General features: G+C 45.3%; 29 protein-coding genes. All 29 read right to left on the bottom strand.

Annotated features, from left to right (window positions below):
• Positions 1-9: 9 nt before the first annotated feature.
• The 29 genes from rpmD to GXO74_14870 all read right to left on the bottom strand — a co-directional run bounded on the left by rpmD (position 10) and on the right by GXO74_14870 (position 23,612).
• Positions 10-204 (bottom strand): 50S ribosomal protein L30, encoded by a 195-nt coding sequence (gene rpmD / locus GXO74_14730; GenBank protein NOZ62913.1) that lies wholly within the window; start codon positions 202-204, stop codon positions 10-12.
• A 39-nt stretch (positions 205-243) separates the two neighbouring features.
• Complete coding sequence (rpsE, locus tag GXO74_14735; GenBank protein ID NOZ62914.1) at positions 244-768, bottom strand: 30S ribosomal protein S5; 525 nt, start codon at positions 766-768, stop codon at positions 244-246.
• A 21-nt stretch (positions 769-789) separates the two neighbouring features.
• Positions 790-1,164 (bottom strand): 50S ribosomal protein L18, encoded by a 375-nt coding sequence (locus GXO74_14740; GenBank protein NOZ62915.1) that lies wholly within the window; start codon positions 1,162-1,164, stop codon positions 790-792.
• 34 nt (positions 1,165-1,198) lie between these two features.
• Positions 1,199-1,741 (bottom strand): 50S ribosomal protein L6, encoded by a 543-nt coding sequence (gene rplF, locus GXO74_14745; protein NOZ62916.1) that lies wholly within the window; start codon positions 1,739-1,741, stop codon positions 1,199-1,201.
• Between the two features lie 20 nt (positions 1,742-1,761).
• On the bottom strand, positions 1,762-2,160 hold the full coding sequence (gene rpsH, locus GXO74_14750) for a 30S ribosomal protein S8 (GenBank protein ID NOZ62917.1): 399 nt from the start codon (positions 2,158-2,160) through the stop codon (positions 1,762-1,764).
• A 29-nt stretch (positions 2,161-2,189) separates the two neighbouring features.
• Positions 2,190-2,375 (bottom strand): type Z 30S ribosomal protein S14, encoded by a 186-nt coding sequence (locus GXO74_14755; GenBank protein ID NOZ62918.1) that lies wholly within the window; start codon positions 2,373-2,375, stop codon positions 2,190-2,192.
• Between the two features lie 27 nt (positions 2,376-2,402).
• Positions 2,403-2,981, bottom strand: coding sequence for a 50S ribosomal protein L5 (gene rplE / locus GXO74_14760; GenBank protein NOZ62919.1), 579 nt, complete (start codon positions 2,979-2,981; stop codon positions 2,403-2,405).
• A 29-nt stretch (positions 2,982-3,010) separates the two neighbouring features.
• Positions 3,011-3,349 carry a 50S ribosomal protein L24 gene (locus GXO74_14765; GenBank protein ID NOZ62920.1) on the bottom strand — a complete coding sequence of 113 codons (339 nt, stop codon included), beginning with the start codon at positions 3,347-3,349 and terminating at the stop codon, positions 3,011-3,013.
• Between the two features lie 17 nt (positions 3,350-3,366).
• The gene (gene rplN / locus GXO74_14770) at positions 3,367-3,735 is read right to left on the bottom strand and encodes a 50S ribosomal protein L14 (GenBank protein ID NOZ62921.1); all 369 of its coding nucleotides are present in this window, start codon (positions 3,733-3,735) and stop codon (positions 3,367-3,369) included.
• Positions 3,736-3,784: 49 nt separating this feature from the next.
• The gene (rpsQ, locus tag GXO74_14775; GenBank protein ID NOZ62922.1) at positions 3,785-4,042 is read right to left on the bottom strand and encodes a 30S ribosomal protein S17; all 258 of its coding nucleotides are present in this window, start codon (positions 4,040-4,042) and stop codon (positions 3,785-3,787) included.
• A gap of 27 nt (positions 4,043-4,069) precedes the next feature.
• On the bottom strand, positions 4,070-4,279 hold the full coding sequence (gene rpmC / locus GXO74_14780; GenBank protein NOZ62923.1) for a 50S ribosomal protein L29: 210 nt from the start codon (positions 4,277-4,279) through the stop codon (positions 4,070-4,072).
• Positions 4,280-4,281: 2 nt separating this feature from the next.
• Positions 4,282-4,701 (bottom strand): 50S ribosomal protein L16, encoded by a 420-nt coding sequence (gene rplP, locus GXO74_14785; protein NOZ62924.1) that lies wholly within the window; start codon positions 4,699-4,701, stop codon positions 4,282-4,284.
• 32 nt (positions 4,702-4,733) lie between these two features.
• Positions 4,734-5,363 carry a 30S ribosomal protein S3 gene (rpsC, locus tag GXO74_14790; protein NOZ62925.1) on the bottom strand — a complete coding sequence of 210 codons (630 nt, stop codon included), beginning with the start codon at positions 5,361-5,363 and terminating at the stop codon, positions 4,734-4,736.
• Positions 5,364-5,382: 19 nt separating this feature from the next.
• Positions 5,383-5,730: a 50S ribosomal protein L22 gene (gene rplV / locus GXO74_14795; protein NOZ62926.1), complete on the bottom strand. Its 348-nt coding sequence runs from the start codon at positions 5,728-5,730 to the stop codon at positions 5,383-5,385.
• A gap of 50 nt (positions 5,731-5,780) precedes the next feature.
• Entirely contained in the window at positions 5,781-6,065 is a 285-nt protein-coding gene (gene rpsS, locus GXO74_14800; protein NOZ62927.1) for a 30S ribosomal protein S19, read from the bottom strand.
• Positions 6,066-6,075: 10 nt separating this feature from the next.
• Positions 6,076-6,903: a 50S ribosomal protein L2 gene (rplB, locus tag GXO74_14805; protein ID NOZ62928.1), complete on the bottom strand. Its 828-nt coding sequence runs from the start codon at positions 6,901-6,903 to the stop codon at positions 6,076-6,078.
• A gap of 40 nt (positions 6,904-6,943) precedes the next feature.
• Positions 6,944-7,249, bottom strand: coding sequence for a 50S ribosomal protein L23 (rplW, locus tag GXO74_14810; GenBank protein NOZ62929.1), 306 nt, complete (start codon positions 7,247-7,249; stop codon positions 6,944-6,946).
• A complete protein-coding gene (rplD, locus tag GXO74_14815; protein NOZ62930.1) occupies positions 7,246-7,875 on the bottom strand; it encodes a 50S ribosomal protein L4 in 630 nt (209 codons plus the stop codon). Before rplD ends, rplW begins: the two co-directional genes overlap by 4 nt.
• A 34-nt stretch (positions 7,876-7,909) precedes the next feature.
• The gene (gene rplC, locus GXO74_14820) at positions 7,910-8,533 is read right to left on the bottom strand and encodes a 50S ribosomal protein L3 (GenBank protein ID NOZ62931.1); all 624 of its coding nucleotides are present in this window, start codon (positions 8,531-8,533) and stop codon (positions 7,910-7,912) included.
• Between the two features lie 94 nt (positions 8,534-8,627).
• Complete coding sequence (gene rpsJ, locus GXO74_14825) at positions 8,628-8,936, bottom strand: 30S ribosomal protein S10 (GenBank protein ID NOZ62932.1); 309 nt, start codon at positions 8,934-8,936, stop codon at positions 8,628-8,630.
• Between the two features lie 48 nt (positions 8,937-8,984).
• Entirely contained in the window at positions 8,985-10,187 is a 1,203-nt protein-coding gene (tuf, locus tag GXO74_14830) for an elongation factor Tu (GenBank protein NOZ62933.1), read from the bottom strand.
• Positions 10,188-10,231: 44 nt separating this feature from the next.
• The gene (gene fusA / locus GXO74_14835) at positions 10,232-12,316 is read right to left on the bottom strand and encodes an elongation factor G (protein ID NOZ62934.1); all 2,085 of its coding nucleotides are present in this window, start codon (positions 12,314-12,316) and stop codon (positions 10,232-10,234) included.
• Positions 12,317-12,432: 116 nt separating this feature from the next.
• Positions 12,433-12,903 (bottom strand): 30S ribosomal protein S7, encoded by a 471-nt coding sequence (gene rpsG, locus GXO74_14840; protein NOZ62935.1) that lies wholly within the window; start codon positions 12,901-12,903, stop codon positions 12,433-12,435.
• A gap of 31 nt (positions 12,904-12,934) precedes the next feature.
• Positions 12,935-13,306: a 30S ribosomal protein S12 gene (locus GXO74_14845; GenBank protein ID NOZ62936.1), complete on the bottom strand. Its 372-nt coding sequence runs from the start codon at positions 13,304-13,306 to the stop codon at positions 12,935-12,937.
• Between the two features lie 94 nt (positions 13,307-13,400).
• Positions 13,401-17,645 carry a DNA-directed RNA polymerase subunit beta' gene (rpoC, locus tag GXO74_14850; GenBank protein NOZ62937.1) on the bottom strand — a complete coding sequence of 1,415 codons (4,245 nt, stop codon included), beginning with the start codon at positions 17,643-17,645 and terminating at the stop codon, positions 13,401-13,403.
• Positions 17,646-17,932: 287 nt separating this feature from the next.
• Entirely contained in the window at positions 17,933-21,742 is a 3,810-nt protein-coding gene (gene rpoB / locus GXO74_14855; protein NOZ62938.1) for a DNA-directed RNA polymerase subunit beta, read from the bottom strand.
• A 137-nt stretch (positions 21,743-21,879) separates the two neighbouring features.
• The gene (rplL, locus tag GXO74_14860; GenBank protein NOZ62939.1) at positions 21,880-22,320 is read right to left on the bottom strand and encodes a 50S ribosomal protein L7/L12; all 441 of its coding nucleotides are present in this window, start codon (positions 22,318-22,320) and stop codon (positions 21,880-21,882) included.
• A 33-nt stretch (positions 22,321-22,353) separates the two neighbouring features.
• Complete coding sequence (rplJ, locus tag GXO74_14865) at positions 22,354-22,872, bottom strand: 50S ribosomal protein L10 (protein NOZ62940.1); 519 nt, start codon at positions 22,870-22,872, stop codon at positions 22,354-22,356.
• Between the two features lie 38 nt (positions 22,873-22,910).
• The gene (locus tag GXO74_14870; protein NOZ62941.1) at positions 22,911-23,612 is read right to left on the bottom strand and encodes a 50S ribosomal protein L1; all 702 of its coding nucleotides are present in this window, start codon (positions 23,610-23,612) and stop codon (positions 22,911-22,913) included.
• Between the last annotated feature and the right edge of the window lie 3 nt (positions 23,613-23,615).

Raw genomic sequence — 23,615 nt, forward strand, 5'->3', positions numbered from 1 at the left:
CTCAATCTTTTATTTTACTTCTTCCACAGTTACCAGATGACTAATTTTGTTTATCATTCCTCTAATCTGAGGCGTGTCTGTTTGTTCCACAGTTTGGTGTAACCTTCGCAAACCAAGAGTTCGCACAGTCGCTTTTTGCTTAAAATGATAACCGATGGGACTCTTTGTCAAAGTAATTCTAATTTTTTTCTTTTTTCCGGCCATTTCCAAAACTCAATTTGTTAAGTTTTAACGTCAAATTAATTAAGATAACGGCTTATCAAAAACTTCGTTGAAACGAATCCCGCGTTTTTTCGCCACAGTATTTACATCCAGCAAATCAATCAACGCCTGCATCGTCGCTTTGACGACGTTGTGGGGATTTGCCGAACCGATGGATTTAGTTAAAATATCTTGAATGCCAACCGCCTCCATGACCGCACGCACAGGTCCGCCAGCGATAACGCCGGTACCTGGAGATGCTGGTTTCAGAAATACTTTTGCTGCGCCATATTTTGCAGTAATTTGGTGCGGTATAGTTCCTCTGATCAGCGGAACATGGACCAAATTCTTTTTGGCGTTTTCCGAGCCTTTCGTGATCGCTTCGGTAACTTCGTTCGCTTTGCCCAGGCCAACGCCGACGTGCCCACTGCCGTCGCCGACGACCACTATCGCGTTGAAGCTAAAATTTCGACCACCTTTGACAACTTTGGCGACTCGATTTATATGGACGACTTTTTCTTTCAAATCCAGTTCATTTGGATTAATACGTTCAGCATTTCGTCTCACTACTTAGATCTCCAATTTTGGTTAAAATTTCAACCCGCCTTCTCGAGCGCCCTCGGCGACGGCTTTTATCCGGCCGTGATAGATGTAGCCGTTGCGATCAAAAACAACTTCTTCCAACTTCATCGCTTTGGCCTTTGCCGCAATACCTTTGCCAACGATGCGCGCCATTTCGACCCTGTCGCCCGATTTCTTGATTTCCGACTGCAGATCTTTTGACAAGCTCGACACGCCCGTTAAAGTTTTTTGGTTGACATCGTCAACTAACTGAGCGTAAATATGTTTTCCGCTGCGGAATACGACCAACCGGGGTCGTTGCGGAACGCCTGCAATTGTTTTGCGGATATGTTTTTTTCGTCGCAAACGCGCCGCTTCGTTTAGATTTTTTATCTTTTTCATAACTACTTCATTCCCTAAATTTTACATTCACACGTTACGCCGCTGATTTACCGACTTTTCTTCTCACATATTCGCCTTCGTAACGAATTCCCTTGCCTTTATAGGGTTCCGGCGGACGGAATGACCGAATCTTCGCGGCAACCTGACCGACTAATTGCTTATCAATGCCGCTCACAGAAAATTTTGTCGGGGTCTCTAACGCGATTTGCACCCCTTCCGGCGGCTTGAACAAAATCGGATGAGAAAAGCCCAGAGTCAATTGCAAATTTCTGCCTTTCAACTCCGCACGATAGCCGACACCAACGATTTCCAACTTTTTGGTAAAACCATCAGTGACGCCGACGACCATGTTGCTAATCAGCGAACGATACAATCCGTGCAAGGAGCGGAAAATCCGACTATCATTGGGACGCGCGACTGTGATTTGTTTCTTTTCTGCATCGTATTCCACAGAAATATCCGGATGCACATCTGTCCGGAGCGCTTTATCGCCCTGAAAAACCTTCACAGTATTTTGATCGATTTCCACCATGACTCCGTTAGGGACATCAATAGGTTTTTTGCCAACTCGAGACAATTTTATACTCCTTCATTATTTTACCAAATGTAGCACAACACTTCGCCGCCAACTTTGTACTGACGAGATTCACGATCAGTGACAATTCCTTTTGAAGTGGACAAAATCGCAATTCCCAAATTATTTAAAACTCTGGGAATTTCCGTTGATTTCACATAATGACGCAAACCTGGTTTGCTCACTCGCTTCAGCGAATGAATCACTGTATTGTCGCTCTCATCGTACTTCAAATAGATTCGAATTAAGCCCTGCTTACCATCATCGATAACAATATAATTTTTGATGTATCGATATTCTAATAGAATTTTGGTAATCTCTTCTTTCACGCGCGAAAAAGGGATATCTACTTTTTTGTGTTTTGCCTTGATCGCATTACGGATCCTTGTCAGGTAATCAGCTATGGGATCTGTCATAGACATGAAACTTTCTCCGTTAAATTTAATTTAAGCTACCAACTTGCCTTGACCACGCCAGGGATTTGTCCCTCATGCGCCAACTCACGAAAACAGATACGGCAAAGCCCGAATTTTCGATAATAGGCGCGCGGTCTACCACAACGCGTACAGCGATTATATTTTCGAACTTTATATTTGGGTTCTCTTTTGGCTTTTACAACGAGTGCTTTCTTTGCCAAGGTCGCTCTCTCCTTAATTTATTCGATTTATGCTTCTATTGCTTCGCTTGCTTGCTCCCGCTTTATAAAAGGCATCCCGAATCCTTTTAACAATTCGATTGCCTCTTCATCGCTCTTTGCAGATGTTACAAAAGTAATATTCATGCCGCGAATTTTGTCAATTTTGTCATAATCGATTTCGGGGAAGACAATCTGCTCCTTTAGTCCAATATTGTAATTACCGCGTCCGTCGAGAGATTTATCCGGGAGACCGCGAAAATCTCGCACTCGAGGAATTGCAATATTAATCAATCGATCCAGGAATTCGTACATCCGCCAGCCGCGCAAAGTCACAAAGCAGCCGATGGGCATACCGGCGCGCAATTTAAAATTTGAAATTGCCTTTTTCGAGCGGGTCACTTTCGGACGCTGCCCGGTAATCACCATTAAATCTTCCATGGCGGCGTCAAGAGCTTTACTATTTTCAATCGCTTCGCCAACCCCCATGTTCACGACAATCTTTTCCAATTTTGGCACTTGCATGATATTTTTATATTTAAACTTTTTCTGCAAGCCAGGAATAATCTCTGCGCGATATTTTTTTAATAATCTGGGAAAATACTCCATTCTCTACCTGCCTCTTAAAATTAAAAAGGTTAAGCTGTTCTTGAAACAATCATTTCACCACATTTTTTACAATAGCGAATACGCGATACTTTGTTTGTCGTCTCGTCTTTCACTTCTTTCATGCCTGTTTTAGTTAACTTGCCGCATTTCGGGCAGATTACCATCGCGTTCGAAGCGTGAATCGCCGCTTCCTTTTCGACGATGCCGCCCTGAGGCAGTTTCTGATTTGGTCGCGTATGTTTCTTTATAAAATTGACACCTTCCACAATGATGCGATTGGTATCAGGGAAAACTTTCAATACTCTTCCCTGCCTATCTTTGTCATCGCCGGAAATAACTTTTACCATGTCATCTTTTTTGATATGCATAACCGCTCCACTCCATTTTATAACACTTCGGGTGCCAAAGACACGATCTTCATAAACTGTCGCTCCCGCAACTCGCGAGCGACAGGTCCAAAAATGCGCGTTCCCTTCGGCTCTTTCTGGTCAGTTATCAATACGGCGGCGTTTTCATCAAAGCGAATATAAGATCCATCTTTTCGGCCAATCTCTTTCTTGGTGCGAACAATCACCGCTTTGCTCTTGTCGCCTTTTTTCACCGCGCCGCCTGGCAAAGCGGACTTTACAGAAACGACAACAATATCGCCCACAGTGGCGTATCTTTTCTTGGAACCGCCCAAAATGCGAATGCACATCACTTTTTTCGCACCAGTGTTATCCGCTACATTTAACCGACTATATTCCTGTATCATGGCTCGTACAGTACTCCTTAATTTCCAGTATCAGGTTTAACTTACCACTCTATTTAGCTTTTTCAACGATCTTCACCAGACGCCAGCGTTTTCTTCGACTCAACGGACGCGTCTCCATGATGGAAACAACATCTCCGACATGACTCTCGTTTTTCTCATCATGAGCCATGAATTTGCTGCTTTTTTTCACAAATTTTTTATACAGCGGATGCCGGACATAATGCTCCACTTTGATGACTCTGGTTTTATCCATTTTATCGCTGACAACCTGTCCGACAATCGATCTTCGCTTTCCTCGTTCTGCCATAATTTTTAACACTCCGAATTTCTAATTTTAAACACGAGGCTCTCTAATGCCCTTTTCGTATTCTTTCAGCACTGTCTTAATCCGCGCGATATCTTTGCGCAACATGCGCAGCCTGAGCGGATCGTCCAATTGATGAGTTGCGTGCTGAAAACGAAGATTCTGCATTTCTTCCTGCAAATCTTCAAATCTATTTTGCAACTCCTTTTGTGTCATTTCCAGAATTTCTTCTATTTTCATGCCTACGCTCCAACATCTGTTCGCGTCACAAACTTCGTCTTGATTGGTAATTTATGAGAAGCCAACCGAATCGCCTCCCGTGCCGTTTCTTCAGGAACACCTTCAATTTCAAATAAAATCCGTCCGGGTTTTACAACGGCAACCCAATATTCCGGCGCGCCTTTGCCTTTACCCATACGAGTTTCAGCAGGCTTTTTTGTGACCGGTTTATCGGGGAAAATGCGAATCCATACACGGCCGCCGCGCTTGATATAACGATTTATCGCCACACGAGCCGCTTCAATCTGTCTGCTGGTAATCCACGCCGGTTCCAGGGCTTTCAAACCAAATTCGCCAAAAGCAACCGTGGCACCACGCTGGGCTTTGCCCTTCATTCTTCCACGTTGTTGTTTTCTGTATTTTGTCCGTTTCGGCATTAACATGATCGTTTTTCCTTAGCCTCTATTCATTCACTCTAGTTTTCAAACTTCTCGCCCAGACACAGCCAAACTTTCACGCCGATGATTCCGTAAGTCGTCTTGGCAACTGTATAGGCGTAATCAATATCCGCACGCAATGTGTGAAGAGGAATTCTGCCGTCCTTGTATTGTTCGGTGCGCGCCATTTCAGCGCCGCCCAATCGACCGGCACAGGAAATTTTAATTCCTTCCGCTCCCATGCGCATCGACGACATGATCGATTTTTTCATCGCGCGACGAAAACTGATTTTTGACTCTAACTGTTTGGCAATATTGCGCGCCACCAGATAAGCATCCAGCTCAGGACGTTTGATCTCTTCGATATTTATTTGAACTTCCTGATTAGTAATTCGCTGTAATTCTACTTTCAATTTATCCACCTCAACGCCTTTTCTGCCGATGACGATTCCCGGTCTGGCGGTGTGAATTGTCAAAGTAATTTTCTTTGCCGTACGCTCAATCACTATTTTTGAAATCGCCGCATGGTCGAGACGGGCATGGATATATTTGCGAAGTTTCAGATCCTCAGCAAGTTTCTCGGCAAAATTGCGCTCATCAAACCAATTTGAATCCCAGGTTCGATTTATGCCTAATCTCAAACCAATTGGATTTACTTTTTGTCCCAAAAGACCCTCCTAAAATTTCTTACTCGCCAATCTGTGCAACTTTTATGAACACATGACTCGTTGGTTTCCGAATTTTCACCGCGCGCCCCATAGCTGCCGAGCGAAATCTTTTCAGCGCCATGCCCTGATCCACGCGAATTTCTTTGACATAAAGCTCGTCAGGGTCCACTTTTGAACTTCTCTCGTCGTTCAGCATGTTAGCGACTGCAGAACGCAGCGTTTTTTCAATCGGCTCTGCCGCTGCTTTGGGGGTAAAATGCAAAATGTTTAGCGCTTCGCTGACATTCTTCCCCCGAATCAACTCTGCAACGCGACGCAGCTTTTGCGGCGACATTCTGATATATTTTGCTAATGCTCTCGATTCCATTGATATTTCTCCGTTAGGGTCGTCCTAATTTTGCTCTCGCTCAAAATTTGTTATCGCACACGACTCTTTTTATCACCTTTGCCCGCATGACCTCTGAAAGTACGGGTGATGGAAAATTCACCCAATTTATGACCAACCATATTTTCATTGATGAAAACCGGAATAAACTTATTGCCGTTATGCACCGCTAGCGTGTGTCCGACAAAATCCGGCGTGATGGTCGATCGTCGCGACCAGGTTTTGATTACCTTTTTCTGATTTTTATCGTTGAGTTCCTGAATCCTCTTCAGTAACTTAGCGTCAACGTAAGGACCTTTTTTAATCGATCGTGCCATATTTAATTACCTACTTTTTTTTCCTTCGTTTCACAATTAGTGCATCTGAACTTTTTTTCTTCCTCGTTTTTAGCCCTTTGGACATTTGGCCCCAAGGTGAACAGGGATGTCGGCCGCCGGAAGATTTTCCTTCGCCGCCGCCCATGGGATGGTCGATGGGGTTCATCGCCACGCCGCGTACTTTGGGACGACGTCCTAACCAGCGCGTTTTGCCGGCTTTGCCGATGGTAATATTTTCATGTTCCAAATTCCCGACCTGTCCCAGTGTGGCTTTGCATTCCAAAAGCGCCATGCGCACTTCGCCGGACGGCATGCGCAATTGTGCGTATTTTCCTTCCTTGGCTACCAACTGAGCATAAGCGCCAGCGCTGCGAGCGATTTGACCGCCCTTCCCAATTTTTAGTTCAATATTATGCACTGCTGAACCCAAAGGGATGTTAGCCAACTTCATTGAATTGCCGACTCGAATATCGGCCTTATCAGCAGATACAATCATATCGCCTACTTTCAAGCCATCGGGCGCTAAAATGTATCTTTTCTCACCATCCACGTAGTACAACAATGCGATTCTCGCCGATCGATTCGGATCGTATTCAATAGCGGCTACCCGCGCCGGAATGTCGATTTTGTCTCTTTTAAAATCAATGATGCGATAGGCGCGCTTGTGACCGCCGCCGCGATGCCGACTTGTCACTCGACCTCGATTATTGCGTCCGCCGGTTTTATTCAATTTCGTTACCAGCGAACGTTCAGGCTTCGCTTTGGTAATCTCTTCGAACGCAGAAACCGTCTTAAATCGCAATGATGGTGTAATAGGTTTAAAATGTTTTACAGGCATTGTTTTTCTCCACAACCAATATCAAGCATTATATCCAAAATCATGCAGCCCCTTCAAAGAAATCAATCGAGTCCCCCTCTTTGAGCGTAACGATGGCCTTTTTCCAATCAGACCGCCTGCCGCGAGTGATGCCGCGCCGAGTATTCATCTGCTTGGTTTTACCTTTTACATTGATGATGTGCACTTTTTCCACATCAACATCAAATCGGCGTTGGACTGCATTTTTTATCTCGATTTTATTCGCATCAGAGCTCACCTTGAACGCATATTTACTTTGTGACTCTTGCAATTTGAGCATTTTCTCCGTTAGAATCGGATACATCAATATTTCGTAATCTCTTTTCATAGAGAGCAAACCTCTTTGATTTTCTTAATTGCATTATCTTCAATCAAAAGAACCTGGCAATTTAAAATGTCGTACGTGGACGCATTTTCTGCCTGACGAATAATCAAATTCGGAATATTGCGCCCGGCTAAAAGCACGGCTGAATCGTGTTCTTCGGTCAGTAACAGTACTTTCTTATCGTTTAGATTCAGATTTTTAAGTACGCCGAACATTTCCCGCGTTTTTGGTTTCTCAAGCTTTACGGGTTCGACGAGGACAATCCCTTCCTCTTTAGCTTTGTGAGAATAAGCCGAAATTCTCGCTAACCTTTTCATCTTCTTGGTAATTTTCAAATGAAAATCATGAGGATGCGGTCCAAAAACGCGACCGCCACCAGCCCACAACGGTGAACGCGTCGTGCCCGCGCGCGCCGTGCCGCGTCCTTTTTGACGCCAGGGCTTCTTGCCGCCGCCTCTGACCAGAGATCTGTTTTTCGTCGCCGCGTTTCCTTGTCGACTATTCGTCATCTGCGCCCGTACTGCCATATAAATTAAATGGTCGTTTGGCTCCGCTGCAAAAATGGCTTTGGGCAGTCTGACCTTTTTGCCGCTCAATTCACCAGTTTTTTTGTAAACATCCAATTCCATGTTCTATTTTCCATTTATGCTTAATTTTATCTTCTTATCTTTTCTTGATAAAAACGTAATTTTTGATATGCCCAGGAACAGCCCCCTTCACCATCAAGTAATTGTTCTCTTTGTCAACCTTTACAATCTCTAAATTTTTGATGGTAACTTTTTTTCCGCCCATTCTGCCTGCCATTTTCACGCCTTTTAGCACACGGGAAGGATATGAAGACTGACCAATTGAGCCAGGAGCACGATGCCGATCGCTTTGACCGTGAGTTTTGGGGCCGCCGCTAAAACCATACCTTTTGACAGGTCCTGCAAAACCGCGTCCTTTGGAAATTCCGGTCACATTTACCTTATCGCCTTCAGAAAAAATATCCACGGTTACTTGATCGCCAAGTTTCAATGGTTCATCAGTAACAAAAGGGCGAAATTCTTTCACAACGCGTAACGCCTTCACGCCGGCGCGCTTAAAATGACCCAGCAAAGGGTTCGTAGTAACTTTTTCGCGTTTTTCATCGAAACCCAACTGTACGGCATCATAGCCGTGCGCTTCCTTGCTCTTTATATCTGTAACGTAGCAGGGGCCCGCTTCGATGATCGTCACAACGACTCGTTGACCACTATCATCAAAAAGGCGGGTCATGCCTAATTTTTTTCCAATTATACCGCTCATTGTCTTCGCTCATTTTTATAAATACGATTCTTACTGATCTGATCGACACTCAAAAAAAATCGGGTGGCGCTGGACAAAAAATTAATTGTTTCAATCACACTTTAATTTCGACATCTACGCCTGCCGGCAAATCCAACTTCATGAGAGCGTCAACGGTTTTCGGGTTTGAATTCAGAATATCAATTAACCGTTTGTGAATTCTCGTCTCAAATTGCTCACGCGACTTTTTGTCCACGTGAGGCGAACGCAATACAGTATAAACGCTCCGTCTTGTCGGTAACGGAATGGGCCCGGAAATATGGGCGCCGGTCGCCTTGGCGGTTTTTATGATTTTATCGGTCGATTTGTCCACCAACCGATGATCGTATGCCTTTAAGCGGATTCTAATTTTTTGTCCAGCCATACCAAACTCCAAAATTTTCAAATAACCTGCGCAATTTTACAGGGTAAACTATTCAATGATTTTCGTGACAACACCTGCTCCGACTGTTCTGCCACCTTCACGGATGGCGAAACGCAAACCTTCTTCCATAGCGATCGGGATAATCAGCTCGACATCCATATTTACGTTATCGCCAGGCATGACCATTTCCACGCCTTCAGGCAACTGAATAGAACCGGTGACGTCGGTTGTACGGAAATAAAACTGCGGACGGTAGCCATTGAAAAACGGCGTGTGACGCCCACCTTCTTCTTTTTTCAATACGTAAACTTCGCCTTTAAATTTGGTGTGCGGCGTGATGGAACCAGGAGCAGCAACGACCATTCCGCGAACCAATTCATCTTTGTCAACACCGCGCAACAACAAACCAACATTGTCGCCAGCCTCGCCCTGATCCAGCAATTTGCGGAACATCTCGACACCGGTACAGACCGTTTTTCTTTTTGCGCCCATACCAACAATTTCCACCTCATCGCCAACTTTAATGATGCCGCGTTCAACTCGACCAGTTCCCACGGTACCACGACCAGTAATCGAAAAAACATCTTCCACCGGCATCAAGAAGGGTTTATCTTTGTCACGCTGCGGAGTCGGAATATAATCGTCGACAGCATCCAACAAAGCTTGAATGGATTCCCACTCTTCGCCGGTAAAATCGCCAGCAATCCCTTTTTCCATCGCTTTCAAAGCGCTGCCTTTGATAATGGGAATTTCGTCTCCGGGAAATTCGTAAGAGCTGAGCAGCTCGCGAAGTTCCAGCTCGACCAATTCCAAAAGTTCGGGATCATCCACCTGGTCTGTCTTGTTCATGTAAACGACAATAGAAGGTACGTTTACCTGACGAGCCAACAAAATATGCTCGCGCGTCTGCGGCATAGGACCGTCGGCGGCAGATACGACCAGAATAGCGCCATCCATTTGCGCCGCGCCGGTGATCATGTTTTTAATGTAATCGGCATGCCCCGGACAATCCACGTGAGCATAGTGACGTTTTTCAGTCTCATATTCCACATGAGCGGTATTAATGGTTATCCCGCGGGCTTTTTCTTCAGGCGCATTATCGATCTCTTCATACTTCTTAATAGAAGCCTGACCTCTTTGCGCCAGATACATAGTAATAGCAGCCGTTAATGTTGTTTTTCCATGGTCAACATGCCCGATCGTACCGATGTTCACATGCGGCTTAGTTCGTTCAAATTTTGCTTTAGCCATGATAGAAAACCTCCGTGATTAATATCTCTTTTGGATCTATTTTCCTAATTGAATTGATAATTTCCCGCAAACATCTGTTCCATTCTCTCTGCTGGTAAAGGCTCGTAATGTAAAAATTGCATTGAATGGGTTGCGCGTCCTTGAGTGAGGGAGCGGAGTGTGGTGGTGTATCCAAACATCTCACTCAGAGGGACAGTGGCTGTAACGACCTGTAAATGCTGTCGCGCTTCGATGTGGCTTATTTTTGCTCTTTTTGCATTGAGAAAATTAACCACCTCGCCTAAAAATTCTTCAGGTACTGTAACTTCGACTTCCATAATTGGTTCCATTAAAATTGGATTCGCCTTTTGTGCCGCATCCCGAAATGCCAGTGACGCCGCAATTTTAAAAGCTAACTCAGTCGAAGTCTGTTCGTCAAAAGAACCTCCCACGAGACGCACGATAACGTCCGTCACCGGGTATCCCATTAAAACACCGCCGTACATTGCCTCTTTGACGCCTTGCTCCACAGGATAAACAAACTGTTGCGGAATTTTATCCGACAACGTTAAATTTTCAAACCTTAAACCTTTCCCCGCTTCATTCGGCGCAATCTCTAACTTGACTTCCGCATATTGGTTCTTTCCGGCAATTTGCTTCAGAAATTTGCCCCGGCCTGTGCCCGTCGCGGTGACAGATTCTTTGTACGCGACCTGCGGTTTTCCGACATTAGCGCGCACCTTGAACTCTCGCGTCAAACGATCGATGAGTATATCCAGATGAAGCTCGCCCATACCTGAAATAATCGTTTGCCCGGTCTCTTCATCTATTTTCACCGTAAATGTTGGATCTTCATCCGCTAATTTTTGTAACGAACCGGACAGTCGGTCTTGATCCGCTTTGGTTTTTGGCTCAATCGCTATTGATACCACTGGTTCGGGAAATTCCATCGATTCCAGTACTATCTGATGCTTGAAATCGCATAAAGTATCACCAGTAAAAGTATTTCTCAAACCGGCTAACGCCACGATCTCGCCGCTGCGCGCTTCTTTCAAATCCTCCCGTTTATTGGAAGACATCTTTAAAATCCGACCGATCCGTTCATGCTTTTGAGTGTTAGCGTTATAAACGCCTTGCCCCGCTTTCAATGTGCCGGAATAAATCCGCGTGTAAATTAATCTGTCAACATAAGGATCAGCCGCAACTTTAAAGGCAAGAGCGCATGCGAATTCATCATCATCTGTCTTTCTCATCTCCTCTCGATTTGTCTTCGGATTAATGCCTGTTACTGGCGGAATATCCAAAGGAGAGGGTAAAAAATTCACGATCGCGTCCAACAGAGGCTGAATGCCTTTATTTTTTAGCGCAGAACCACAAAGAACAGGTGTTACCTTTACATTTATTGTCGCTTCTCTGACCGCCTGCATAATCTGATCAGGTGCGATTTCATTACCTTCCAGGTAATTTTCTAAAATTGTGTCATCAAATTCCGAAAGTGTCTCTAATAACTGTTCCCGATACTTTTCAGCTTGTTCCCGATACTCGTCGGGAATAGGCAATAATTCAAATTCTGCTCCCAGGGCCTCGTCTTTGAAGTAAAGGAAATTCATCTCAATCAAATCAATCACGCCCCGGAAACGATCCTCGCGCCCCACCGGAATTTGAACAATCAAAGGCCGCGCTGCAAGCCTGCTTTTTATCATATCCACGGCGTTGAAAAAATCAGCACCAAGTCGATCTAATTTATTCACAAACGAAATTCTTGGAATATTGTAATGATCGGCCTGCCGCCACACGGTCTCTGATTGAGGTTCGACACCGCCAACCGCGCAAAAAACTGCAACCGCGCCGTCCAACACTCGCAGAGATCTTTCCACCTCTACTGTAAAATCGACATGTCCGGGAGTATCAATAATGTTAATTTGATGATTTTTCCACTGACATGTGATCGCGGCGGACGTGATTGTGATGCCGCGCTCTTTTTCCTGTTGCATCCAGTCCATTGTCGCGGTGCCCTCGTCAACCTCACCCAGACGGTGAACTTTTCCGGTATAGTAAAGAACACGCTCGGTGGTGGTTGTTTTTCCCGCGTCAATATGAGCCATGATGCCGATATTTCTGATTCGCTTCAATCGCCTGTCATCTGACATAAAAAACTCCACCGAACAGATCGGAGATATTTAAGCTATCTCTTACCTCCTTAAAGTTGTGGAGAAGATTGAACCTCAAAATAGTTTTGCCAAATCGCTCGCAAGACCGACGAAAACTACCAGCGAAAATGAGCAAACGCTTTGTTCGCCTCTGCCATTTTATGCGTATCTTCTCGCTTTTTAATCGATGCGCCTTCTTTATTTGCGGCAGCCATCAACTCCGCAGATAACTTATCAGCCATCGTCGTTTCGTGACGAGATTTGGCGTAACCAATAATCCATCGAATCGCCAAAGCCTGACGTCTTTTTTCGCTGACTTCTACCGGAACCTGATAAGTCGCCCCGCCAACGCGTCGCGATTTCACTTCAAGAATCGGCTTGACGTTGTTCAGCGCAGTTTCGAACATTTCGAGGCTATTTTTGCCGGTCTTTGACTCAATGATTCCCAAAGCCCGATAAAAAATCTTCTCAGCGATACTTTTTTTACCGCGCTCCATCAGGCCGTTGATGAACTTGGTCACCACGACACTGTTATATTTAGGATCAGGTAAAACTTCTCGCTCTGCTACTTTCCTTCTTCTCGGCATAATTTTATTCTATTTTTTAAAAATTCATGAATTATTTTTTCTTTTTGGCGCCATATTTAGACCGTCCCTGCGCACGATCCTGAACACCCGCAGTATCAAGCACGCCGCGGATAATATGATAACGAACTCCCGGCAAATCTTTTACACGACCGCCGCGAATCAACACAATAGAGTGCTCTTGCAAATTGTGCCCCTCGCCGGGGATATATGCCGTCACCTCAAATCCATTTGTCAAACGCACCCTTGCTACTTTTCTCAAAGCCGAATTTGGCTTCTTCGGAGTCGTCGTGTAAACGCGCGTACACACTCCTCGTCTCTGAGGAGAGCCGGTTAACGCCGGCGCATGCGTCTTTTTCGTAACTCGTTTCCTACCAAATCTGACAAGTTGATTAATCGTTGGCAATTTGTCTCTCCATTTTTTAAAAGCCCAAATATAGTTAAAATTTATGAAAATAGCAATATTTTTTTTTCATTTTTTCACATTTTTTTCAAAATTATTACTTTGACGGTTTGTCTCCTACTGATTCCGGATCAACAGGATCAGCGTCAGATTTTTGTTCATCAAATTCCTCTTCCTCGCGATCAAGGATAATAATATTCTGGTATTTTCTCAAACCAGTTCCTGCCGGAATCAGATTTCCCATCACGACATTTTCTTTCATGCCGTGCAACCGATCAACCTTTCCTTCAATAGAAGCATCCGCCAATACTCGTGTCGTCTCCTGGAATGACGCCGCTGAAATAAAGCTCTCCGTCGTCAACGAAGCTTTGGTGATTCCTAACAATAACGGCTGAAACGTCGCCGGTTTTGCCGGCCTTGATTTCGCAGGCGTCTTTTTCGCTTTGGTCAGTTTTTGATTGATGCGTTCCAATTCCTTTCGGTCGACAACCTGATTGACGTACAAATCAGAATCTCCCGTATCCACAATAACAACTCTGGTGCGAATTTTGTTATTTTCCAGTTGGAAAAAAATTTTATCAACTTGATCCCCCGGTAAATACATGGTATCGCCTGGGTCGTCAATTTTAACTTTTTGCAGCATCTGACGTACAATTACTTCAATATGTTTGTCATTGATGCGCACGCCCTGAAGTCGATACACTTCCTGAATCTCATTCACCAGGTACTCCTGAACCTTGTTCGCGCCCATGATATTCAAAATATCGTGCGGAGCGACAGAGCCTTCGCACAGCTTTTCGCCCGCGGATACGAGATCGCCGTCATGAACCAAAATATGTTTACCATAGGGTATCTGGTAAATTTTTTCTTCATGCCCGTCTCTCGAAGTCACCGTCAATTTCCGGACACCGCGACGAATCTCCCCAAAATTCACAATGCCATCGATTTCGCTGACAACGGCGGGTTCTTTGGGGCGACGAGCTTCAAATAATTCTGCGACTCTCGGTAAACCGCCCGTAATATCTCTGGTCTTGGCAAGTTCCCGCGGAATTTTTACCAGAAAATCTCCGGCTTTCACCACGTCGCCTTCCTTCACCTGGATGGACGAGCGAACAGGCAAAATGTAAGAGCTCAGTTCATTGCCCTCGTCATCCACTATCTTAATTTGCGGACTGAGCGCCCTATTGCGTGACTCGATAATCACTAACTGACGCAGTCCGGTGGCGTCGTCCGTCTCTTCTCGGAAAGTGATATTTTCAATAATATCCTCAAATTTCACATGACCAGAATGGAACGATAGTATCCCAGTCACGTACGGATCCCAGCGGAAAAGCACGTCACCTTTTTTCACTTCTTGTTTTTCTTTGACGACGATTTCCGATCCGTATGGCACAATATATATTGATAAAACACGATTCTCCTCATCTTTTAACTTAATTGTGCCATTTCTGGCAATCGTCACAAGATTTCCATCGTCCCGCTCAACAAATTTTATATTTTCAAAATAGACAAATCCCTCATTCTTCGCCTGAGCCTGTGATTGCGCTGCAATACGCGCGGCTGTGCCGCCAATGTGGAAAGTTCTCAACGTTAACTGAGTTCCTGGCTCCCCAATGGACTGAGCGGCGACGACTCCGACGGCTTCTCCGATTTTTACCAGCTTACCAGTCGCCAAATTTCTGCCGTAACACAGAGCACAAACGCCTTGCCGCGACTCACATGTTAGCACGGAACGAATGGAGACAGTTTCAAGTCCCGCATGGTAAATGCGATCAGCTTTATCTTCATCAATTAATTCCCCCGCTTCAACAAGCACATCACCATCATCATTAAACACGTCTTCGGCGGCCACGCGTCCCAAAATTCTGTCGCGCAAAGGCTCGATCACTTCTTCGCCTTCTTTCAGATCGCCAATGCGCAATCCAAGGATTGTCCCACAATCATCTTCAGTAACAATCACATCGTGAGCCACATCGACAAGTCGTCTTGTCAAATATCCGGCATCAGCAGTTTTCAACGCTGTGTCTGCCAAACCTTTTCGCGCGCCATGCGTGGAAATAAAATACTCTAAAACGGATAAACCTTCTTTAAAATTTGCAGTAATAGGATTTTCGATAATTTCGCCCATTTCGCCGGTCATTTTCTTTTGCGGTTTAGCCATCAGCCCGCGCATGGCAGCTAACTGACGAATCTGCTCACGAGAACCTCGAGCGCCTGAATCAGCCATCATGTAAATCGGATTAAAACCATTGTCCGCTTTTCTCAGTCGATCCCACATCAAATCAGCGACCTGACTCGTTGTATGCGTCCAAATGTCGATAATTTTATTGTAGCGCTCGCCGTCAGTAATAATTTTATCGGAGTATTGCTTCATAATTTTATGAACGCTAGCATCGGCTTCGTCAAGCGCCGCCTGTTTTTCGTCCGGCGTGATCACATCATCCATGCCAATCGTCAGGCCGCCTTTCATGGCGTAGTAAAATCCCAGCGTTTTGATCTGATCCAGAAATTGAGCGGTTCGCAAATTGCCCAATCTCGCATAAACTTCAGCGATAATCTCTTCCACGCGTTTCTTTGTCAGCAATTCATTTACATAAGGAATTCCTTTTGGAACAATCTGATTGAAGATAACGCGTCCAGGAATCGTTTCAATTAACTCCCCCTGCATACGCACTTTAATGCGCGCATGCAAGCCAGTAATTCCATTTTCATAAGCCAAAATCACTTCGTCCGGAGACGAAAAAACTTTGCCCTCGCCTGGCTCACCTGAACGGCTCTTGGTCATATAGTAACAGCCGAGAACCATATCCTGGCTCGGCACCGCCAGCGGACGCCCGTTCGCCGGAGACAAAATATTGTGCGTCGACAGCATCAGCACCCTGGTTTCCACCTGAGCGTAAAACGAGAGCGGAATATGTACCGCCATCTGGTCGCCGTCAAAATCAGCGTTAAACGCCGCACAAACCAGCGGATGAATCTGAATTGCTTTTCCTTCAATTAAAATCGGCTGAAACGCTTGAATACCCAATCTGTGCAATGTAGGAGCGCGGTTTAACATAATGGGATGATCCTCAATGATCTCCTCTAAAATTTGCCACACTTCATTGCCGCGCTTTTCGACCATTTTTTTGGCGCTTTTCACCGTCTTCACCAGTCCGCGTTCCACCAATTTGCGGATGACAAAGGGCTTAAACAATTCCAACGCCATTTCTTTGGGCAAACCGCACTCATGCATCTTCAACTCAGGACCGACCACAATGACCGAACGTCCGGAGTAATCGATACGTTTTCCCAATAAATTCTGGCGGAAGCGCCCCTGTTTTCCGCGCAACATATCGGACAGCGATTTCAGCGCTCGATTCCCATCAGAACGCACGGCCGCCGTCTTTCGTCCATTGTCAAATAACGAATCAACCGCTTCCTGAAGCATTCGCTTTTCGTTTCGCAAAATGACTTCCGGAGCTTTTATCTCTAATAATTTTTTCAATCGATTATTACGAATAATAACGCGACGATACAAATCATTCAAATCCGAAGTGGCAAAGCGCCCGCCTTCCAATGGAACCAGCGGCCGCAATTCGGGAGGTATGACCGGGATAATCGTCATGACCATCCACTCCGGCTTATTTTCTTTGAAAAGTTTGCTGCGTTTGAACGCTTCAATGACTTTGAGCCTCTTCAGCGCATCCTTTCTCCGCTGAATAGAGGTGTCAACCTGAATTTGGTGGCGAAGTTCGCCGGATAAACGCTCAATATCCACTCGCTTCAGCAACTCGAGGACAGCTTCACCGCCAATTTTAGCCACAAATCGCTCATTTTCATCTTCAGCAGCTTCAACATCAGGAAACTCGCTCAAAATGCGAAAATAATCTTCTTCGCTGATCAGCTCTTTTTCCTTCAATCCGCTTTTGCCGGGCTGAATAACGACATACGACTCATAATAAATAATCCGTTCCAACTCCGACATACTCAATCCAAGGACGTAACCGATTTTTGAAGGCAAAGATTTCCAATACCAAATATGTACGACCGGAACTGCGAGAGAGATATGCCCCATTCGTTCACGGCGGACACTTTTCATGGTAACTTCTACGCCGCATCGATCACAGATGATGCCTTTATATCGAATCCGTTTGTATTTACCGCAATGACATTCCCAATCCCGAACCGGTCCAAAAATCTTTTCGCAGAAAAGACCGTCTTTTTCGGGCTTAAAGGAACGATAGTTGATTGTTTCCGGCTTTGTAACTTCCCCATAAGACCTTTCCAAAATCTTATCAGGAGAAGACAAGTTAATGGCTATTGCATTAAACTTGGGCTTGGTGATCATTTCCGGTTTCATTGACAGCATCAAGGGAATGACCTCCCTTCGTTTTATAATAAAATAATTAAATCTTAGTGACTGACATTCTTTAAATAAAATTAATCGTAGCGATGCAACTGACCAAAACATTATCACCGCGTTCGCGGAGAACGCAGAGTTTGTTTAGATTTCTATTGAAACCCGCCCAAACAATTGGTTGTTTGTCGTTTTCAATAAAAAAACTCCATAAAACTTTATTTTTTTCTCTGCCTTTTTCTCAATGACCTGGTATATCTGAATAGATACAATTAATCCTCTTCAAAAGATTAATTTTCTTCCTCTTTTTTCAGATTAAGCAACTCGACATCAAGGCCGAGACCCATCAATTCTCTGATTAAAACATTGAACGATTCCGGCACCCCAGGTTCCGGCAAAGACTCGCCCTTTACGATTGCTTCGTATGCTTTGGACCGTCCGCGTACATCATCGGACTTCACAGTTAATATTTCTTGCAATGTATGCGCAGCGCCGTAGGCTTCGAGCGCCCAGACCTCCATCTCTCCGAATCGTTGCCCGCCAAATTGAGCCTTGCCACCCAACGGCTGCTGCGTAATCAACGAATAAGGTCCGATAGAACGCGCATGGATTTTGTCTTCCACAAGATGAGACAATTTCATGATGTAAATATATCCAACAGTCACCGAGTTGTCAAATGGTTCCCCGGTTCTTCCGTCGAACAAAACAGACTTACCATCTCCGGGCAGACCTGCTTTCTTCATCTCTGCCTGTACCTCTTCCAATGAAGCGCCGTCGAAAACCGGCGTCGCATAGATGACATCCAGTATTTTTCCGGCCCAACCCAGGCTGGTTTCCAAAATTTGGCCCAAATTCATTCGGGACGGAACACCAAGCGGATTGAGAACAATATCGACCGGGGTGCCGTCGGGTAAAAATGGCATGTCTTCAATCGGCACGATTGTCGCCACAACACCTTTGTTCCCGTGGCGTCCCGCCATTTTATCGCCAATCATTAATTTGCGCTTTTTGGCAACGTAAACTTTTGCCATTTGCACAATACCCGGAGGCAACTCATCTCCCACCGTCACTTTGAACCTGTGGTTTTCATAATCCTCATTCAGAGAATCCAATTTTACATAATACTGTTCCAAAATTTGCGCGACCAATTGATTCCGATCTTCATCTTCAACCAACGGCTGTGTCAAATCCAATTTATCAAAATCCAGCGTTTCCAGATAATCTCTTTTCAGAACCATTTTCGCGCGCACGACAACTTTTCCGCTCTCTAACTCACGAATACCAACAGACTTTTGTCCCTGCAAAACTCTGATTAATTTACTATCTCTCAGACGTTTCGTCCGCTGCTTTTCAGCAACAAGCCATTTATCGATTTTTTCAAGCGCTTTCTTTTCTTGACGCTTATTTTTGGAATCTCGTTTTTTTCGGGAAAAAAGCTTGGTCGAAATCACAGTGCCGTGCAAACCCGTTGTTGCTTTGAGCGACGCATCCTTGACGTCTCCGGCTTTCTCACCAAAGATCGCTTTCAGCAACTTTTCTTCGGGAGTAGGATCGGTCTCGCCTTTTGGCGTCACTTTTCCGACAAGAATATCGCCCTCGCGAACTTCGGCACCAACGCGAATAATACCGTTCTCATCCAAATCCTTTGTCGCTTCTTCGCTCACATTCGGTATTTCTCTGGTCAACTCTTCCTCGCCGCGTTTGGTATCGCGCACCTGAAGTTCAAATTGCTCAATATGGATGGAAGTGTAAACATCTTCCTGTACTACTCGCTCCGAGATGACGATCGCATCTTCAAAATTATAGCCGCGCCACGGCATAAAAGCCACTAACACATTTCTTCCCAACGCTAATTCGCCGCCCTGAGTCGCGCAGCCATCTGCAAGCACATCACCTTTGCGAACAAAATCGCCTTTTCTTACCAGTGGCACCTGATTAACGCAGGTATCCTGATTTGTGCGTCTAAATTTTATTAACGGATAAACATCCGTTTCATCATTATCAAAATCAAGCAAATTTTCAATATCCAGTTCCTGGCTATCCTCCGGCTCTTCAATGCGCACAACAATTCGACCCGCATCAACGCTTTCCACGATGCCATCGCGTTTGCAGACGACCATCGCGCGAGAGTCGCTGGCAACTTCTTGCTCAAGGCCGGTGCCCACGATTGGCGCTTCCGGCTTCAAAAGCGGCACTGACTGGCGCTGCATGTTCGAGCCCATCAAAGCGCGGTTTGCGTCATCGTGTTCCAAAAACGGAATCAACGAAGCTGCAGCAGACACCATCTGAGTCGGAGATACATCCATATAGTCCACTTCATTAGGAGAAACCAGCGGAAAGTCACCGCGGAACCGCACTTGAACACGATCATTAATAAAATAGCCCTTTTCGTCAATCGGCGCGTTCGCCTGAGCCACACGCAAATTCTCTTCATCGTCGGCAGAAAGATAGTGAATTTCATTGGTTACGCGGCCATCAACTACCTTGCGATACGGCGTTTCAATAAACCCCAAATGGTTGATCCGCCCGAACGTCGTCAACGAAGAAATAAGTCCGATATTCGGACCTTCCGGCGTCTCAATTGGACACAATCGTCCGTAATGAGTATAATGAACATCGCGCACCTCGAATCCGGCACGTTCGCGCGTCAAACCGCCAGGTCCTAACGCCGACAAACGACGTTTGTGCGTCATCTCCGCCAACGGGTTCGTTTGATCCATGAACTGCGAGAGCTGGCTGGTGCCAAAAAATGTATTGATCACCGACAAAATAGTCCGCGCATTTACCAGATCCTGCGGGGTCAACTCTTCATTGTCCCGCAAATTCATTCGTTCTTTGACAGTTCGCGCTAATCGCGACAATCCGACGCTCATTTGAGCCGCTAACTGCTCGCCAACGGTTTTAATGCGCCGATTGCCGAGGTGATCGATATCATCAGCCGAGCGCTTGCCATTTCGCAAATCCAGCAAATAATTGATGATCGAAATGATATCTTCTTTAGTCAAAACAGTAAGTTCGACATCGATTTCAAGGCCTAATTTGTTATTCAAACGATAACGGCCGACCTCACCCAGATCATATCTTTTCGGATTAAAGAAAAAGCGGAACACCAGATTCCTCGCTGTTTCCAGATCAGGCGCATCGCCAGAGCGAAGATGGCGGTAAATCATTTCCAGCGCTTCTTTTTCAGACTTTGTCGGATCTTTGCGAATCGTGTTATTGATGATTTCCGGGCTGTAAGGAGACTCCGCCTTCACAAATTTGACTTTTTCGATTTGGTGCTCGCGCAAATTCGTCAATGCTTCACGATCTAAAGTCGAATCTTTTTCTATTAGAATTTCGCCGGTTTCATAATCAATCACATCCATCAACACGGTCTTGCCAAAATAGGATTCGATCTTTTCATCCGCGACTGCGCACTCCTCGACCATGTCGAACAACTCGTAAATTTCCCGGTCCGTCGAATATCCAATCGCACGCAACAACGTCGTCACCGGAAATTTCTTTCGCCGATCAATGTAAAAATACATGACGTCGTTAATGTCGGTCACAAATTCCAACCATGATCCCCGAAGCGGGATGATACGAGCCGAATAAATTTTCGTGCCATTAGGATGTTTCATCTCAGCGAAAAAAGCGCCCGGGGAACGATGCAATTGACTGACAACGATTCGCTCGGCGCCGTTGATGATGAACGTCCCCTTTTCGGTCATTATTGGAATATTGCCCAAATAGACGGTCTGTTCCATCGAATCAATAATCTCGCCGGAATCACTCTCCGGATCACGAATCGATAAACGCAGCTTTGCCTTCAATGGCGCGGCGAAAGTATTGCCCCGCTCCTGGCATTCTTCAACTGAGTATTTCGGCTTTTCCAGATAATATGAAATAAAATCCAGAATGAAATTTTCTCGACTATCCTCAATCGGAAAAATGCTATTGAAAACCGCCTGCAATCCTTTGTTCTCGCGCTTGTCGGCGGGAACATCCGGTTGGATAAACTCCTTGAACGAGTCCAACTGAATATTTAATAAATCAGGCAGATCAACAATAGTCTGAATTTTGGAAAATGATTTTCTTTTGCGTTTTGTATTTTGCATTAAGAAATCAACCTCTCTTCAACGTACGTTGATATTCGATAATATAAAATAATCTTCGAAACAATTCAATGGACCTACGGCCCACCTGCCAAACCATGTTCCGAAGAATATTTTGATGGGAATCGATATCTGACGGTCTACTTAATTTCAACAGTGGCGCCAACTTCTTCAAATTTCTTTTTGATCTCTTCGGCTTCGTCTTTGGAGACGCCTTCTTTGACCGCATTGGGCGCGGAATCAACCAAATCTTTTGCTTCTTTCAGACCCAGAGAAGTCAGCTCGCGCACGACTTTGATGACCTGAATTTTCTTGTCGCCGACCGAAGACAGCACAACGTCAAACTCGGTTTTTTCTTCTTCAGGTTCAGCAGCTCCGCCTGCGGCGCCGCCGGCTGCAGCAATAGGCGCGACCATGGCCGCTTGTGCTGAAACGCCAAATTTATCTTCCAGAACTTTGATCAACTCTACCAGATCCAACACTGATAATTTCTCAATAGACTCAACAATTTTCGCTACATTCTTGCTGATCGTCGTTGCTTCAGCGGTTTTCTCTTCAGCTTTTGTTTTCGCTTCAGGCATTTCTTGTCCTCCGTAAAAAATGTTTACTAAAAATCAATTTTCTTTTTGTTCTTTAATTTGATCCAAAACATTCACTATTGACGCTAGCATTCCGTTCAAAACAGTTACCAGACTGCGCAGAGGAGCGCTTATCATGCCGACGGTCTGAGCGTGAATTTGTTCTTTCGACGGCAGTTGAGCAATCTCTTTTACGCGATCTTCACCATAAATTGTGCCGTCAAATATGCACGCTTTCAATTGCAGCTTTTCGTTTTTCTTGGCAAAATCAGCCAGGACTTTCGCTGCCGCCAACGGATCTGCCAACGCAAACGCCATAGCGGTGGGCCCGTTCAAATAGGGGAGTAATCCTTCGTACCCAATCTTGTTTACTGAAAGTCGAGCCAATGTATTTTTGACTACTTTGAACTCAACCTCTGCTTCTCGAAGCTTATTGCGCAAATCGCTGATTTCCTCAACGTCCAACCCTTTGTAGTCCGCCAGATAAACGCCGTTTGCCTGGGTTATTTTTTCCGCAATTTCTTCAACTACTTTTTCCTTTTCCGGGCGTGCCATTACTCTATCATCCTTAAGCTATAATTTAGATTAGCTGTTTATTTTAATTCATCAATTAATGCCGAGCGATCAAGGGGAATGCCAGGACTCATCGTCGTCGTGATGGTGGCAGCGCGCAGATACTGTCCTTTTGCCGATGCTGGTTTCAACCGAACAACCGTATCCACAAACGCCAACACATTCTCTTTTATCTTCCCTTCATCAAAAGAAACCTTGCCCACGGCGGCATGCAAATTTCCGTTGCGATCTACGCGAAACTCGATCTTACCGGCTTTCACTTCTTTTACAGCCCGACCCACCTCCATCGTCACCGTCCCGCTTTTGGGATTGGGCATGAGACCTTTGGGCCCTAAAACGCGACCCAGCTTTCCCACTGCGCCCATCGCATCGGGAGTGGCAATAATGACGTCGCAATCCAGCCAACCCTGCTGAATTTTTTCCACATATTCATCCAGTCCAACGTAGTCGGCGCCGGCTTCTTCCGCTTCTTTTTGTTTGCCGCCCTTGGTCAGAACCAGTACTTTTACAGTTTTGCCTGTCCCATGAGGAAGCGTTACCGTTCCGCGAACCATCTGATCTGCGTGACGCGGATTGACGCCAAGACGAAGCGCAACTTCAATCGACTCGTCAAACTTCGCTTTTGGCAATTCCTTCATCATTTTAATCGCGTCATCCAGGGAATATGTTTTTCCTTTTTCGAGCTTCGCGAAAGCTTCTTTATAACGTTTACTTCTTTTCATTTT

It is taken from the genome of Calditrichota bacterium, from assembly GCA_013152715.1.
GTDB lineage: Bacteria > Zhuqueibacterota > Zhuqueibacteria > Thermofontimicrobiales > Thermofontimicrobiaceae > 4484-87.